This is a genomic window from Roseivirga sp. (assembly GCF_049099775.1).
In the GTDB taxonomy this organism is placed as follows: domain Bacteria; phylum Bacteroidota; class Bacteroidia; order Cytophagales; family Cyclobacteriaceae; genus Roseivirga.
In genome coordinates this window covers 752,102-768,391 of record NZ_JAGDZM010000004.1, presented here as the reverse complement: position 1 = coordinate 768,391, position 16,290 = coordinate 752,102, and the positions used below count along the sequence as shown (strand labels likewise).

Genomic DNA, 16,290 nt, shown 5'->3' with positions numbered 1-16,290 from the left:
AATAAGAATATGCTTTCTAAACGACTGATTAAGTATTTTAAATCTCTGCAATTAAAGAAATATAGGCTTCAAGAGCGAAAGTTTTTGGTCGAAGGTGCAAAAGGTGTTTCTGAGGTGCTAAAATCGGGTTTTCAGGTGACACATTTATTAACAACTTCTTCTTATTTATCATCAATTACCTCTGAACTGGAAGATAAAGCTGAAGAAATACTGGAATGTAAGCCTACGGATTTAGCTCAAGTAGGAACTTTTAAGACGAACAACGCTGCTATTGCTGTAGTGAAAATACCAGACTCACAAACTTTGGTAGTGCCTGAAGATCGCTTGAGCATTGTTTTAGATGATGTTCGTGACCCTGGTAACCTTGGTACGATAATTAGAATTGCGGATTGGTATGGCATTGAAAACATCTATTGTAGCAAGGAAACTGCCGATGTATATAATCCTAAAGTGATTAATGCCACAATGGGGTCATTTACACGGGTGGCTATTCATTATGTAGATATACAAGCTTTATTGTCCAGTATTAGTTTGCCGATCTATGGTGCCCTTTTATCAGGTGATTCAATTTATAAGTCTGATCTTAAGCAATCAGGCTTGGTTGTCATGGGGAATGAATCTAATGGCATAAGTGAAGACCTGATTCCTTACATTTCCCACGCACTTCAAATACCAGCAAGGGGTGGGGCAGAATCATTGAATGTAGCCATCGCTACGGCCGTAATTCTAGATAATTTCTATCGAAGCTAAACCTCAGTTATCGTTGCTCGCTTCAGCCATTAATTCCTCTGAAAGTTCTTTTCCAAGGTAGCCGTCTATCAGATAATGAGCCACATAAAGCAATGGAGTCAAGGCTACGGCTATTAAGAATTTATAGATGTAGTTAGTTGTACCAACTGCTAATACTTGACTAAGCGACCAACCTCCTAAGAAATAGAATGCTACCACAAGTACTACGAAGCTGTCGATCAACTGAGATACTAAGGTGGAACCGGTAGCCCTGAGCCATATTTTATTTTTTCCAGTCACTTTTCTGAGTTTATGGAAAACATAAACATCTACGAATTGCCCGATTACAAAGGCAACGAGCGAGGCAAAAATGATATTCAGACCTTGGCTTAGCACCATTTCAAAGGCATAATCTATGTCAAAAGGATTCCCATTAGCATCAGTTTCAAATACGCTCAACCAAAAATCTGCAGGTGCTAATTTCATAGCCATATAAATAGTGAGAAAAGCATAGGAAATAAGGCCGACAGTGATGAACGTTATTCTTCTAACACCTTTTTTACCGTAGTATTCATTGATAATATCGGTTGTGATAAAAACTACTGGCCAGAGTACTACCCCGGCAGTAAGGTTAAACTGTAGAAGAAAATCATTGAATAGGGTTACATCAAGTGGATCGTAACCGAAGGTTTTTTCTACTGAGAATATTTTACCGCCAATGAGTTCGGCTATCAGCGCATTTGTAATAAAAATACCGCTGAGGATTATAAAGAGGTTAGTCTTTTTACTTTTTAAAATTGATTTACTCACTGTTTTAGAAATCAAGTACGAATTCTTCTCCTTCTATGGCAAGGTAAGATTCTTCGAAAACTGTCTTAGCCTCATCTTCAATAGGTTTCAACTCTTTATACCGGATTGAAAAGTGACCAAGTAGTAATTTACCAACTTCTGCTTTTAGGGCAATAGTAGCTGCTTCTTTTGCTGTACTATGGAAAGTTCTGGCTGCCCGATCGGCATGCTCTTCCAAGAAAGTAGCTTCATGATAAAGCATATCTACCTTCTTTATGATCGGTACTATAGTTTCGTCGTATTTGGTATCGGAACAAAAGGCGTACGAGAAAGATTTTTTAGGGGGCATTGTCATTTCCTCATTTTTGAAAACGACTTTCCCTTCTTCATTTACGATGTCTTCGCCATGTTTCAGCTTAGTGATGTTTCTGATGGAAAGGTTTGGGGGGAGTAAGTCTTTGATCAGTCTCCGATTCTTCTTTTTTTCCTGAAAAAGGTACCCGCTACAAGGAATTCGATGATTTAAAGGAATGGAAATTACTTTAACAAAATCATCCTCGTGAATCACTTTAGATACTTTGGTATCTACTTCCACAAAGTTGATAGGATAGTTGAATACCGTTTCCGAATACTTCAACTGCATGGTAATAATTTCCGAAAGGCCTTTTGGTCCATATAAATCGAGCTTTTTGGTCCGACCCATAAGGTGCATGGTAGAAAGAAGGCCCATTAGGCCTAAATAATGGTCGCCATGCAGATGCGATATGAAAATGTGATTGATGCGTTGCGCCTTAATGTGAAAGCGCTTGAGTTGCAATTGAGTTCCTTCCCCGCAGTCCATCAAATAGTACTTACCCTCAATATTGAGCAGTTGAGCAGTATGATGTCTGCGATGTGCAGGTGCTGCGGAGTTGGATCCTAATATTTTAACTCTGATTCCCAAAATGGAGACTATTCGCCATCCTCTTCAGGGCTGTTCGCTAAGATTAAATCTTTGGCAGCTTCATCAGTAGCTAGAATTGTCAATACGTTATTCAGTTGAGAGATTGTAAGTAACTTATCTACAAAAGGAGTAATCTCAGATAGAATAAAAGCACCTCCATTTTCCGTGTAAGCTCTATTTCCAGTTAATAAGGCACTTAGTCCAGAAGAATCAGCGTATTTAGTTGCCGATAAATTCAGTATTAAGTTTTGTGTTCCTTGTGCTTGTAGAGACACTAATTCCGATTTCAAATCTGGAGATAATGGAGAATCTAATTTTTCTTCTTCAAGCTTAAAAACAGTATATAAATCTTGTTTGTCTATGCTAAACTTCATGTTGTCTGTTATCTATTGATAAGGTAATTACTAATATTCGTTTCAATCCTATTTAGGATGTTTTGGTTCCCATCTTTTTGGAAAGATTCACCGGTTACCTGTTCGTAAAGCTCAATGTATCGTTCTGAGATGGAATTTACAACTTCGGGCGTCATTTCTGGAATTTGCTGACCATCCTTTCCTTGAAATCCATTTTCGATAAGCCACTGACGAACAAACTCTTTCGAAAGTTGTTTCTGTGTTTCTCCTTGATCTTGTCGTTGCTGATAGCCTTCAGCATAAAAGTATCTTGAAGAATCTGGTGTATGTATTTCATCAATTAGAATGATTCGATCATCCATTTTGCCAAATTCATATTTGGTGTCTACTAAGATTAAGCCTTGTTCTGCGGCCATTTCTGTACCACGCTGAAAAAGCTTTCTTGTATAGTCCTCTAATTGAATGTATTCGGCCTCAGCGACAATTCCCTGAGACAATATCTCTTCTCTTGAAATGTCTTCGTCGTGCCCTTCTTTTGCTTTTGTAGTTGGTGTTATGATCGGTTCAGGGAGTTTGTCGTTCTCTTTTAAGCCATCTGGTAGGGCAACACCACAAAGCATCCTTTTACCTTCGCGATACTCTCGCCAAGCATGCCCAGCTAAATATCCCCTGATAACCATTTCTACGGCGTAAGGATCACAATTTAAACCGACACTAACATTGGGGTCAGGGCTCTCTGTAATCCAATTCGGAACAATGTCTTCAGTAGCCTTAAGAAACTTAGAAGCAATTTGGTTTAGTACTTGTCCTTTAAATGGAATCGCAACGGGTAAAATAACATCGAATGCGGATATTCTATCTGAAGCTACCATTACTAATAGGTCTTCAAAGAAGTAGATATCTCTTACTTTTCCACGGTAAAAATCCTTTTGATTAGGGAATTTGAATTGGGTTTCCTTAATGCCTTCAATCATCGGGTAAAAATAGTCAAAAAAAGAATTTAGGAAGGGCGGATTCTAATTTTCTGAACTACTTACTAGATTACCTCTTGAGTAGGTTTCTGTCTTGGTAACTTTTTCGTTCGAATCGTAATATTTCCAAGTGCCTTGGCGCACATTGTATAGATGGTTTCCCATGACCTTTACTTGGCCATTCTGATCGTATTCATAATATCTGCCCGATTTCTGCCCATTTAAAAACTTGGTTTCAGTATGTTTTTTGCCGTTCAAGAAAAAGGCCACTTCAGTTCCGGTGTTCCGACCATATTGGTAGGGGATGGTGCGCTCCAAAATGCCTTGTTCATTGAATTCTTTTACATTTCCGTTAATAGCATTTTGGTCGTAAGGGGTTTCTGACTTTAGTTTGCCGTTTTCATGATATGTTTTCCAGTTTTTTACTTTATAACCATTAATGAAAAACTGCTCTGTTTTTTCCTGACCATTTTCATAGTATTCAGTGATTTCAGCATCTTTAGTTACGCGCGTATAGTTTTCGACCCACATGATTTTGCCACTTTGATAGTAGACCATGTTCTTGCCAATCTTAGCACCTTTTTGATATTGAAAATCCTCTTTTAGCACGCCATTAGCATAGTAAGTTTTACGATTACCATCGTGAATGCCATCTATGTAAGTACCCTCGTCGATTAATTGACCAGCGGAATTATAGTGTTCGTAAGCTCCGTTTTTAAACCCAGAGATGTATGTGTAAATCCATTCTTTCTTGCCGTTTGAGTAGAAAGTTTTGTATGGCCCATCAATTAAACCTTTCGAATAGGTGTAGATAGACGATTCTTGACCGTTTTCATAATAGGTTTTGGCAACACCCTGATGCTTACCATTTACGTAGGTGAATTCCTGCTTAATTTTCCCGTTAGGAAAGAATTCTTCTGCTAAACCGTTCGGTATTCCTTTTTCGAAAGTGGTCGCTGTTTTAAGTGTTCCGTCTAAATAGTATGACTCTATTTTCGAATGTAGTTTACCTTCTAAATATTCTCCTTTTTGAATAGGAAAACCATCTTTCGATAAAACCTCGAATTTGCCCGACTTTAAACCATCCTTATAGGTGGTTTCAGAAAGCATCTTACCATTTTCGTAGTACTCTGTGAACACACCGCTAGGCTTTCCGCTTTCGAATTCGCCTTTTACGGAAACTGATCCAGATTCAAAGAATTTAGTATAGGCGCCATCGATTAGGGTTGAATCCCCTTTTAAAACGGTATATACTTCCTTTTTAAGCTTAAACTCAGGAGGGTAATAAGTTGTAATCTGTTGAGCAACTCCTATGTGAAGTGTGAAGTAGAGGAATATGATGAATAATGTGGTGCGCATAAAAAAAGCCTTACGTAAAACTACGCAAGGCTTCTAGAAATATTATATAGTTCTTACATTTTCTCAATTACTATAGCAGAAGCACCGCCGCCGCCATTGCATATTCCAGCCACACCGATAGTACCTTCTTTCTGATCTAGCACATTGCAGAGTGTTGTGACTATTCTGTTTCCAGAAGCACCAAGTGGGTGGCCTAAGGCTACCGCACCACCATTTACGTTTACTTTCTCGGCGTCTATTCCAAGTTCTTGATTATTAGCAATTGCCACAACTGAAAATGCTTCATTGATTTCATAGTAATCAACATCATCCTTTTGAACGTTAGCCATTTCCATAGCTTTAGGAATGGCTAAGGCAGGAGCAGTGGTAAACCACAATGGGTCTTGCGCAGCATCAGCAAAGCCTCTAATTTTTGCAATTGGCTTCAATCCTAATTCGTCAGCTTTCTTTTTACTCATTAATACCATTGCAGAAGCACCGTCATTAATTGTCGAGGCATTGGCTGCAGTGACAGAGCCTTCTTTATTAAATACCGGCCTGAGTTTGGGTATTTTATCGAAGAAAACATTTTTAAATTCTTCGTCTTCGGTCATCATAATCGGATCACCTTTACGCTGAGGGATTGCTACAGGGACGATTTCATTTTTGAAAAGACCTGCTTCCGTAGCAGCGGCTACTTTCTTGTAAGAACCTATAGCGTACTCGTCTTGCGCTTCTCTTGATATGTTCTTTTCTTTTGCTGTATTATCAGCACAATTACCCATAGGAAACTCATTGTATACTTCCCAAAGGCCATCTTTTACAAGACCATCGACTAATTCCCCATTTCCATATTTGTAGCCATATCGTGCCTTAGGTATGTAATATGGTATATTACTCATGCTTTCCATACCACCTGCTACTATAACGTCTTGAGTACCAACCATAATTGATTGTGCCGCAAGCATGATCGACTTCATGCCTGACGCACATACCTTGTTTATGGTAGTACATGGAACATTTTCTCCAAGACCTGCTCCAAGCGCTGCTTGACGAGCAGGTGCTTGGCCTAAGCCCGCAGAAACAACATTACCCATAAGTACTTCCTGTACTTGGTCAGGTTGAATGTTGGCTCTTTCTATTGCGCCTTTAATGGCGAATGAACCTAATTGAGTAGCAGTAAAACCTGCTAATTTCCCACCAAAACTACCGATCGGAGTTCTGGTTGCTGATATAATATAGACTTCGTTCATCAAAAATATAGTTTACCTAACGACTGTTAGCAAAGTTAAACAATCGATTGATATAACGCTATAGCGAACCAGATGTTTTTAATACCTCACATTAGTCGTCAGTCAGCTGATCAACGTGGGATTTACATTTAGAAAGGGTGTCGCCATCTGCCACTAAGCGAATGCCAGGCATTGAATGGTACTAATTTTTTGAATAGAGTGAAACCGAATTACCAGTCAGGTTTGCTGTTATCCTTGCGTTGTTTGGCCTTACGCTTTTTCTGTTGAACGTACTGTGTCTCGTTGTTTTTCATGGCCTCAAGAATCATTTGAGCCTTTTCTAAAGGGATATTCATTTCCTTTAGTTTCTCTTTGAGCTTTTCTAAAGGGTCTTCTTTTTGTTCTCCCTCTTTTTGCTCCTCATTTTCTTTCCCCTCTTCATCGTCCTTTTTCTGCTCCTGATTCTCTTGCTCTTGCTGGTCTTTTTTCTCCTGATCTTGCTTCTCTTGGTCTTTCTTTTCTTGATCTTTTTTATCTTGATCTTTCTTTTCCTGATCCTTTTGATCTTTATCGTCCTTCTTCTCCTGATCTTTGTTTTGATCCTTTTGATCTTGTTCTTGCTCTTCCTGTTCGCGGATCAGTTTCTTCAATAATTCGTAGTTATATCGCGCTTGATCGTTTTGAGGGTTACTCAACAAAGCTTTTTTGAAGTTGCCTAAAGCTGATTGTGTGAAAGACTCTTTTTCATCAGGCGATTGTTCTCCCATTTTGTAAGAAATTACGCCAAGCTGATTGTGTGCCATAGAGGCAAGAAGTTTATTATTGCTGTCCTTTACACGTTTATAATTGGCATCGGCAATGTCAAAGAACTTTAGTTCACCGCTTATCGCATTCAGTGCGGCAGTATCTTCCACCATGGTTTCTCCCGAACTAATTCCGCTTAAAAGGCCCATGTTATCTCCACCGTAAGACATGATGTATGCGGCATTGGCTAAGTTCAGTCTCGCCTTGTCGTCGTCAACTTCTAAAGAATCTAATAGTTGCTGGTAAGAGGATATGGCCAGCTCGAAATTACCTTCATTATAGGCTTCACTAGCTTGCTTTTTGAGTTTGTTAGATTTCGCAATCTTAGTAACAGGGTCTGTTACACTCGTAAATAGGAGCAGTATGCCTAGTAAATATTTCATATCCTTAATGTCTTTCTTCTAATCATGGCGTCTAAAGCTAAAAGCGCAATAGCACCTATTAAAAAGTAATAAAACTTATTTGCAGATGCATCAATCATGCGAGCATCCCTAACTTCACCCTCTACCTCGTTAATTGCTCTGATCAGTCGGTTAACGTCGTTTTGATTTTCGTTTATTTCAAAATACTTGCCACCAGTATCAACCGCTAGCTTTCTCAACGACTTAGAGTTTAGTTTGGTTACTACATCAGTTCCTTGTCTATCTCTTTTGAAGCCGTTTCCTTGACGGATTTTCGACCCTACTTCGGTGCCAACCCCCAATGCGAAGAGCTGAATACCTGATTTTACAACCGATTTAACGGACTCATCCGTATCATCCCCAAAATCTTCGCCATCGCTAATCATTAAAATTATTTTTGCTTTTTGCTGCGTAACAGGACCAGATTCGCTTTCTAGTTTTTCAAGCGCAATGTCTAAAGGAGAACCGAAATCCGTTCCCGCATTAGGTACTAAACCAGTATTTAGGGTATTTACAAATAAGTTTAGGGCACTCTGATCATAGGTGAGTGGACACTGTACAAAAGCTTCTGAGGAAAATATGATCAAGCCAATGCGATCTGAACTAAATGATTCAATAATTTTCTTCAGCTCATATTTTACTTTTTCCAAACGGGTAGGTTGTACGTCAAATGCATTCATTGACTGAGAGAGGTCAACGGCCAGGTAAATGTCTTTTCCCTCTGATTTCACTTCTTTAGTGGTTTCGCCAAAAGAAGGTCCGAGTAATGCTACTATAAGTAATGCTAGGGCTAAAGAACGAAGTAAGATTTTGAATAGGAGAGGTCTGAAAGTAGTATTCATTCGTTTAGCTACTCTAACCAACCTTAGAATGTAGATAAGGTAGGCAAGTATAAACAAGCCTATAAAAATCCATTCAACCGTACCAATACTTTTAAACCAAGTCATAACAGTGCATCTCCGAACAACGAGCAAATATAATCAAGCACGTTACTTTATAAACACCGTTTGTCAATACCTTATAAATAATCCCTGTTAAAGAATGTTAATTGAGCGTGATAGGGACTCAAGAAACGCCCTGGGCCAGGCTTGATTAATGATTTAGCATAAAAAAAGCCCCTCCAAAGAATGGAGAGGCTACTGGGTGATCCGCTCAGGACTCGAACCTGAAACCTACTGCTTAGAAGGCAGTTGCTCTATCCAGTTGAGCTAGCAGACCAACGGGCTTTTGTCAGTTACGCTATCCATCCCGAAACTTCGGGAGAGCTAGCAGACCAACGGGCTTTTGTCAGTTACGCTATCCATCCCGAAACTTCGGGAGAGCTAGCAGACCAACGGGCTTTTTTAAAGCGAGTGCAAATATAGTAAAATAGCTTTTTCTTAATCAAACAGTATGTGAAAATATTTGAGGTTTTTATAGGGCTACTTTCAAAGCGGATTCGTTATTTTAAGGAGTATTATCGCTTATGAAAACAGATCTTACCAAAGATAATCTCCGCAACGTCGCCTACTGGATAATAATCCTGTCGGGAATTTTTATTTCGCTCATCTACTTTAGGGCGTTTTTAGAACCAATTGTATTGGCATTAATCGTGTGGTATTTGATTAGAACTGTTCGAAAGATCATTTCTAAAATCACGGTAAAAGGTAAGTCATTGCCAAACATCATACAACGGGTAATGGCCTTTATTGTGACGCTTTCATTGCTTTATGGCGTTTATCAAATCGTTTCGGTTAATGTTAGGCTCATTTCGGAAAATGCAGAGAGTTATGATGGTAACCTCCAGATTTTTATAGATCAGTTAAAAGATTTCACAGAGGCCAATAGGGATTATATACCTGAATTTGATGTTCAGGAAACCATAGAGAAGGTCGATTATCAATCCATTTTGTCTGGTGTGTTCAATTCGGTAAGTGTGCTCTTGGGTAATTTTGCCTTGGTCATCGTGTATGTTATCTTCTTCTTGATTGAGGAGAATTATTTCTCCAAAAAACTTGATAAGCTCTTTAAAAAGGAGGGCAACAAGGAAAACATAATGGATATAGTAGGTCAGATTAGTACAGCTGTAAACAAATATTTTACCGTCAAGACTGAAGTGAGCTTAATTACAGGGGTGGCTAGTTATCTGATATTGCTGGCTTGGGGCGTAGACTTTCCTGTCTTATGGGCTTTTCTGATCTTTATTCTAAATTATATACCTTATATAGGCTCTCTAGTTTCAAGTTTGCTGCCGGCGATATTTGCAATTTTCCAGTTCGCAGCATTCCCACCTTTCTTGTATGTTTTCTTAACGGTAGAGGTAGTGCAGATATTCGTGGGCAACTATGTCGAGCCTAAACTCATGGGAAGAACATTGAATTTAAGTCCATTGGTTGTAATCATGGCGCTTTCATTTTGGGCATCTATATGGGGTATTATGGGTATGATATTGTCGGTGCCAATTATCTCTGTTGCCATTATCATTTGTGCCCAATTTCCATCCACTCGAGGCTTGGCCATTATGATGACTGAGAATGGTAATATCGAAGATGTTCTAAAGCGGCAGTAACCTATGAATTATAGGATCCTAAAAAAGGCCAATCTTAAAGTTTCTGAAATAAGTTTAGGGGGGATGTCTTTAGGGGTTGATCATGCCGAAAATGCTCGAATTATTCAGCATGCATTTAGTGCTGGGATTAACTATTTCGATACCGCTGATATATACAAAAACGGCTGTAATGAAGAGACCGTAGGGAAGGCTATTAAGCCGTTTCGGAAAGACGTTATTTTAGCCACTAAGGTGGGTAATGTTCCCAACGATGAAGAACGAAACTGGGAGTGGAATACTTCTAAGAAATATATAATTCAGGCTGTAGAGAAAAGTCTAAAAAGACTCGGTACAGATTATGTTGATATTTACCAATTGCATGGCGGAGTGCTAGATGATAATTGGGAAGAAACTTTCGAAGCTTTTGAGTTTTTGAAAGGGCAGGGTAAGATTCTTCATTATGGAATCTCTTCTATTCGACCGAATGTAATCCGCCGTGTGGTAGAAGAAAATGGTCTTGTTAGTAACATGATTCAATACAGTTTACTAGATCGAAGACCTGAAGAAACTGTATTGAATATTTTGGCAAAACAGCAGGTGGGTGTTATGGTAAGAGGTGCTTTAGCAAAGGGTATTTTGGCCGAAAAAGATTTAAGAAAATATTTAAATTATAAGTCAGAAGATATTGAATTACTGATAGATAAGATTAGGTCATTCTCAATTGAGAAAAGAGATGTGTGCCATGTCTCACTTCAGTGGGTTTTGTCTCAGCCAGAAGTCACTACTGTTGTTGCAGGAGTTCGAAACATGACCCAGCTACTGCAAGTGTTGAATACGATAGCAGCACCAAAATTATCTACGGAAGAGCTTACAGCCTTGAGCAATGTGTTGAAGCCAAATCGTTATACCAATCACCGATGAGTTTAGATCACGAACGGTTTTCCAGAATGTCGAAAGAGGTGTTGAACAACTACTTGGATGGTCAAGAAAGTGATCTGAGTCGATTAGAAGATTTCCTCACAAGCCTTAAAATATTTCAATTTAGTGAGCTGAGTAATGACTCGAAAAAGCTGGCCTTTTGGATTAATATTTATAATGGCTTTACAAACTATCAGATTGTAAAAAATGGATTGCAAACATCAGTTTTTGATAAACCAGATTTCTTTACCAATAGGGCTTTAGTCGTTGACGAATTCACGCTTTCTTTAGATGATATTGAGCATGGAATTTTAAGACGAAATGGCCAGCGAAAAAACAGTAAGCCTTTACAGTTTTTAGCGAGAGATACCCGTCATAAATTGATGCTGAAAAAACTAGATTTCAGAATACATTTTGCCCTGAATTGTGGGAGTATTTCTTGCCCACTAACCGCCTATTATAGCGCCGAAAATATTGATAATTTATTGGTGATGGCAACGGAGAATTTTGTGAAGTCTGAGTTTTATATTGACCACGCTAAAAAGACTATTAATTGCTCACCTATTTTTGTTTGGTATAGAAATGATTTCGGTAATCTCTATCTTAATGATCCGAAACTGTCCTGTTATCAAATTGCCGAACGTCCATATAAATGGAAGCTTCGATAAACTAAATTTTTTAAAGATGACACAACTAAATAAATCTACACTAGAATTTTTATCTGAACTTGACAAGAACAACAACCGCGAATGGTTTACTGAAAATAAACCTTGGTATCAAACAGAACATGAGCAAGCTTATACATTTGCAGATTCCTTATTGAACGCCTTGAAGGAACATGATCAGATTACTACTGTAAGTGGTAAAAAGAGTTTAATGCGGGTTTATCGTGATGTTCGTTTCTCTAAAGACAAATCTCCCTATAACCCACGCTGGGCTGGTAGCTTCTCTCGTGCCAAGCCTCACTTAAGAGGTGGTTACTATTTTCACATTAAACCAGGTGCAACTGTAATTGGTGGTGGTTTTTATGGTCCTGCACCAGAAGATTTGAAATTACTTCGAAATCAGATTGCACAAGATGATCAGCCTTTAAGGGACGTTTTGGCACAAGATGATTTTAAAAACGTTTTTGGAGGGTTACAGGGAGATCAGGTGAAGACTGCGCCAAAAGGGTTTGATAAAGAACATCCATCGATTGATCTGTTACGCTATAAATCTATGTACGTATTCAGAAATTTCTCAGACGAGGAAGTCTTGTCTTCGACGTTTTATGACGAGGCAATTGCTACATTTTTAGCCCTGAGACCATTTTTTAATGTTATGACAGACTATTTAACAACTGATTTGAATGGATTGTCATTAATCGATTAGCAGATTAAAACATTCTAATATTCACTTGGTTTCGATCCTATGGCAAAACAAGATATTTTCAGATTTTTGGAGGCGCTTGCTGAAAATAATTCTAAGGAATGGATGGACAGGAACCGTTCTTGGTATGAAGAGGCAAAACAAGAAGTTATTCATTTGTTTGAACCGATTCTGGAAAATATAAAGGAGGTTGATCCAAGAGTTATCCAGCCATCTGCCCGAAGAGCCATCAGCAGGATTAATAATAATTTGATGTTTCATCCGGAAAGGCCTACATATAAAGATCATTTTGGGGTTGTTTTCGGTTATGGTAAAGGCTTAGCAGATTTTTATGTGGGCTTGGGCCTTCGTGAAATTGAAATTGCTGGAGGGCTTTGGCATCCGGATAGCGAGAAACTTAAGAAAGTACGCCAAGAGATTGACTATGAAGGAGTAAAGCTTAAGAAAGTCTTTGAATCTGATGGATTCAAGAAGGATTTTGAAGTTTATAGAACTGATGCTTTAAAAACATCGCCCAAAGGCTATTCAAAAGATCATGAGTATATCGAGCTACTTAGGTTAAAGAGTTTTGCAGCCTTTAGGCAAATTACCCGAAAGGACGTCTATTCTTCAGGGTTTGGTGAAATGGTTACTGAATCATACTTAACCTTGGTACCAATGCTCGATTTTTTGAATACTGCGATCACGGATAATTAATGACATCATCTGAGTCAAATTGAATCGATTTGTATGGGTAAAACAACTGGTTGAAAAAAAATCAAATTTTATCCATTGGCCGGTATGGCAAAAAGAAAAAAGCATCTATATTTGCACTCCGATTTGAGAGTTATATCTCAAATTTTAGGCTCGGGGTGTAGCGTAGCCCGGTCATCGCGCCTCGTTTGGGACGAGGAGGTCGCAGGTTCGAATCCTGCCACCCCGACAGAAAAAGCTAGTTTATGACTGGCTTTTTCTTTGTAAAATGACCCGAGTTTAAATTTAGAATTACTTAAGTTCGGGAGAGCAAATCGCTCAAGCGATTATTCAGAATAACCCAGGAGAGGTGGGTGAGTGGCTGAAACCACATGTTTGCTAAACATGCGTACGGGAAACCGTACCGGGGGTTCGAATCCCCCTCTCTCCGCAAAAAAAGAGGCATCAATCTTGATGTCTCTTTTTTTATGCCCCTATTTCAATCTTCATTTTGATTCAAGGCAATAAAAAAGACTTCCCGAGAGAAGCCTTTTTTGAATTGAGTTTGACCAGTTGTTGTCTCATTCGTACCGCAGTGCTTTTACTGGGTTCTGATTTGCTGCTTTTAGTGAGTGGAAACTTACCGTTAAGAAAGCAATTACAAGGGCAAGTATTCCGGCTACTCCAGCAGCACCTATAATTACCGTCGGAAGATTCATAGTGTATTGGAATACTTGGAGCCAGTCTTCTATCAGTAGATAGGCTACAGGCGCGGCTATTGCGAAGCCGACTAGAACAAGTATCATAATGTCTCTAAAGACCATAAATACTAGTTGTGGCACTGTGGCACCTAATACTTTTCTAACACCAATCTCCTTGATCCTTGTCGCTGTGGTATAGGATGAAAGTCCCAGCAAACCTAGGCAAGAAATCAGGATGCATATATAGGATAGTACCGCAGTCAACGTACTTTGCTTTTTATCAGATCGATAAAGCATCTCAGCCTGATTATCTAGTAAGCCAAACTCAAATGGATGACTTGGGTCTACTTCAGCATATTTATTTTCTAAGAAATCAAGTGTCTGCTGTAGTTTCCCTGCTTTGGCATGAACCACTACTGAAGGTCTAGTTTGAGCAACAGGACCAAAGCGCTCATATCTAAATAGGATAGTTGGTTCAACTTTTACATGCAGCGAATAAGCATGGAAGTCTCTTAGAACACCTAAAACTCTTAGTACTGGTGAATTAGGACCTGCGTTTTGTATTTTCTTACCGATGGCATCATCCCAGCCCATAGCTTCTACAAGGGCCTCGTTTACAAGGGCTCCGTTGGTTAAGTCTGTAGGAATATTTTCATCGAAATCTCTTCCCTCCTTAATCTCCATTTGCATGGCATTCACATAGTTTTCACCAGTAAACATGACATTGTAAGTATCAGTTTTCATCAATGTATCAACAGTTTCAACCATCATGAGTTGCCTTCCGCCGCCAATTAGTCGATTCCCCACCGAGTTTGATGTGGTGATGTTCATCCCAGTGGCGGTTGTCACATCTACAATGTTAGGATTCTGGCGCAATTCATTCTGAATAACTTTAAGTCGGCTGCTAACAAGGGTATCTCGAGTAGGGACAATAATCACGTTGTCTTTATTGAAACCGATATCCTTTTGCCTCATAAATGAGATTTGGTTACTCATTAAAAGCGTTGAAATAACTACGCCTATGGAAACAAAGAATTGAAAAGCCACTAATACTTTTCTTAAAAATAAGCTGCCAGGGCCAGATTTAACGGACCCCTTCATAGCAACAAGTACAGATATAGTCGATAAATAAAAAGCAGGGTAAAGCCCTGAAAGTATACCTAGTAAGATTGCAGTTCCAAGTGATCCGAATAACAACAAATTGTTATTCATAAAGTCTAACGTAAGTTCTTTGTCTAAAAGTCCATTCAGATCGGTACCGTAAATCAATAAATTCACGAAAAGAATAGCCACCAAGAGTGAAATGATCGTGATAAGAATGGATTCGCTAAGGAATTGGGAAACTAATTTTTTTCTGGTAGACCCTAAAACCTTTTTAATACCCACTTCTTTTGACCTCTTTGTTGCCCTTGCTGTGGCCAAATTCATATAATTGATGCTCGCAAGAATTAGTACAAATAAGCCTATGGCCATAAAAGCATTGGTATAGGCTTTATTTCCAGTTGGTAAATCAAATTGCACCCGAGAGTTGAAGTGCACTTCGTTCAAAGGTACTAACCTGGGCGAAAACGAGGCTTCTCTTAGAGATGGAACCTGAGCTGTAATTGGGCTCATGTATTTTTCGTAGAAGTCAGGAAATTTCTTGTAAATATTGTTGATATCATACCCTTTAGGCAGTTTGATGTACGAGTAAAGGGCAATATTCCACAGTTGATTTGCTTTTTGCTGCGAGGTGAGCACTGGTTGGCCTGATGTAGCTGTGGTCATGGAAATTAAGGCATTAAACCTCAAATGAACGTTGGTCGGAACATCCTCAATAACCCCTGTTACATTAAAAGTATTTCCATCTGTTTTTACGATTTGACTCAGTGCATCTTGATTACCAAAAAGCCTTTTTGCTGTGCTTTCAGTCAATACAAGACTGTTGGGTTCGGTAAGGGCCGTTTTCGGATCTCCCTGTAGAAATTTATGGGTGAACATGCTAAATGTAGAGGAATCTGACAGATAGACATCGTCTACGTAGAAATTTTTGTCTTCAATTCTAAACAGAATCTGCCCTGTATTCTGAAATCTTGTGAACGATAAAATCTCTGGAAATTCTTCCTGCATCAACTCCGCTAGGGTAGTAGGAGTTAACGCAAACTCGTCGTTTTTTGGAGGGATAAAGTATTTCGACTCAATTCTATAGAGCTGATCCCATTGTTCATGAGATTTATCAAAACTGTAGTCGCTTTGGACGTAAAGCATAATGATAATGCTTACTGCTAGTCCAATGGCTAGCCCAAAAATATTTAAAAACGCATAAAACTTATTTCTAAGTAATACCCTTAAGGCATAAGTTATGTTCTTCATAGATAGGTGGTACGTACTAAGTCAGGCAAACTTAAACATGAAGCATACCAAAAACACCAAAAAAAGCTAACTACCTCTTTTTCAGCTGATAGTAATTGTATAATATGAAGTGGTGTTATTAATTTGTGCGGTATCGCACTCAGTTCTGAACGGTATCGTACAGGTGTATCCATAAAAAAGAGGTCCCCTTTT

General features: G+C 38.9%; 15 protein-coding genes and 3 tRNA genes. 8 read left to right on the top strand and 10 right to left on the bottom strand.

The window, feature by feature from the left end:
* Positions 1-9 precede the first annotated feature (9 nt).
* Positions 10-750 carry a TrmH family RNA methyltransferase gene (locus JXQ92_RS07900; RefSeq protein WP_421986060.1) on the top strand — a complete coding sequence of 247 codons (741 nt, stop codon included), beginning with the start codon at positions 10-12 and terminating at the stop codon, positions 748-750.
* A gap of 3 nt (positions 751-753) precedes the next feature.
* On the opposite strand, the gene JXQ92_RS07895 is transcribed toward JXQ92_RS07900, so the two are convergent.
* The 9 genes from JXQ92_RS07895 to JXQ92_RS07855 form a co-directional block, all read right to left on the bottom strand.
* Complete coding sequence (locus JXQ92_RS07895; protein ID WP_421986059.1) at positions 754-1,539, bottom strand: queuosine precursor transporter; 786 nt, start codon at positions 1,537-1,539, stop codon at positions 754-756.
* Positions 1,540-1,543: 4 nt separating this feature from the next.
* Positions 1,544-2,461, bottom strand: coding sequence for a ribonuclease Z (locus JXQ92_RS07890; RefSeq protein WP_421986058.1), 918 nt, complete (start codon positions 2,459-2,461; stop codon positions 1,544-1,546).
* An 8-nt stretch (positions 2,462-2,469) separates the two neighbouring features.
* Positions 2,470-2,835 (bottom strand): STAS domain-containing protein, encoded by a 366-nt coding sequence (locus JXQ92_RS07885; protein ID WP_421986057.1) that lies wholly within the window; start codon positions 2,833-2,835, stop codon positions 2,470-2,472.
* A gap of 8 nt (positions 2,836-2,843) precedes the next feature.
* Positions 2,844-3,785 carry a phosphoribosylaminoimidazolesuccinocarboxamide synthase gene (locus JXQ92_RS07880; RefSeq protein WP_421986416.1) on the bottom strand — a complete coding sequence of 314 codons (942 nt, stop codon included), beginning with the start codon at positions 3,783-3,785 and terminating at the stop codon, positions 2,844-2,846.
* A 45-nt stretch (positions 3,786-3,830) separates the two neighbouring features.
* On the bottom strand, positions 3,831-5,144 hold the full coding sequence (locus JXQ92_RS07875) for a toxin-antitoxin system YwqK family antitoxin (protein WP_421986056.1): 1,314 nt from the start codon (positions 5,142-5,144) through the stop codon (positions 3,831-3,833).
* Positions 5,145-5,197: 53 nt separating this feature from the next.
* A complete protein-coding gene (locus JXQ92_RS07870; protein WP_421986055.1) occupies positions 5,198-6,376 on the bottom strand; it encodes an acetyl-CoA C-acyltransferase in 1,179 nt (392 codons plus the stop codon).
* A 209-nt stretch (positions 6,377-6,585) separates the two neighbouring features.
* Positions 6,586-7,542: a hypothetical protein gene (locus tag JXQ92_RS07865; protein WP_421986054.1), complete on the bottom strand. Its 957-nt coding sequence runs from the start codon at positions 7,540-7,542 to the stop codon at positions 6,586-6,588.
* Complete coding sequence (locus JXQ92_RS07860; protein ID WP_421986053.1) at positions 7,539-8,507, bottom strand: vWA domain-containing protein; 969 nt, start codon at positions 8,505-8,507, stop codon at positions 7,539-7,541. Before JXQ92_RS07860 ends, JXQ92_RS07865 begins: the two co-directional genes overlap by 4 nt.
* A gap of 193 nt (positions 8,508-8,700) precedes the next feature.
* A tRNA-Arg gene (locus tag JXQ92_RS07855) sits at positions 8,701-8,779 on the bottom strand.
* Positions 8,780-9,025: 246 nt separating this feature from the next.
* Between JXQ92_RS07855 and JXQ92_RS07850 the strand changes: the two genes are divergently transcribed.
* The 7 genes from JXQ92_RS07850 to JXQ92_RS07820 all read left to right on the top strand — a co-directional run bounded on the left by JXQ92_RS07850 (position 9,026) and on the right by JXQ92_RS07820 (position 13,496).
* Positions 9,026-10,108 (top strand): AI-2E family transporter, encoded by a 1,083-nt coding sequence (locus JXQ92_RS07850; RefSeq protein ID WP_421986052.1) that lies wholly within the window; start codon positions 9,026-9,028, stop codon positions 10,106-10,108.
* A 3-nt stretch (positions 10,109-10,111) separates the two neighbouring features.
* A complete protein-coding gene (locus tag JXQ92_RS07845; protein WP_421986051.1) occupies positions 10,112-11,008 on the top strand; it encodes an aldo/keto reductase in 897 nt (298 codons plus the stop codon).
* Positions 11,005-11,673 (top strand): DUF547 domain-containing protein, encoded by a 669-nt coding sequence (locus JXQ92_RS07840; protein ID WP_421986050.1) that lies wholly within the window; start codon positions 11,005-11,007, stop codon positions 11,671-11,673. The genes JXQ92_RS07845 and JXQ92_RS07840 overlap by 4 nt, the downstream gene beginning before the upstream one ends.
* 16 nt (positions 11,674-11,689) lie before the next feature.
* Positions 11,690-12,376 (top strand): DUF2461 domain-containing protein, encoded by a 687-nt coding sequence (locus tag JXQ92_RS07835; protein ID WP_421986049.1) that lies wholly within the window; start codon positions 11,690-11,692, stop codon positions 12,374-12,376.
* A gap of 39 nt (positions 12,377-12,415) precedes the next feature.
* Positions 12,416-13,069 (top strand): DUF2461 domain-containing protein, encoded by a 654-nt coding sequence (locus tag JXQ92_RS07830; RefSeq protein ID WP_421986048.1) that lies wholly within the window; start codon positions 12,416-12,418, stop codon positions 13,067-13,069.
* Positions 13,070-13,220: 151 nt separating this feature from the next.
* Positions 13,221-13,295 (top strand) — tRNA-Pro (locus JXQ92_RS07825).
* 114 nt (positions 13,296-13,409) lie between these two features.
* Positions 13,410-13,496 (top strand) — tRNA-Ser (locus JXQ92_RS07820).
* Positions 13,497-13,626: 130 nt separating this feature from the next.
* Here JXQ92_RS07820 and JXQ92_RS07815 read toward each other — a convergent pair.
* On the bottom strand, positions 13,627-16,098 hold the full coding sequence (locus JXQ92_RS07815; RefSeq protein ID WP_421986047.1) for an ABC transporter permease: 2,472 nt from the start codon (positions 16,096-16,098) through the stop codon (positions 13,627-13,629).
* Between the last annotated feature and the right edge of the window lie 192 nt (positions 16,099-16,290).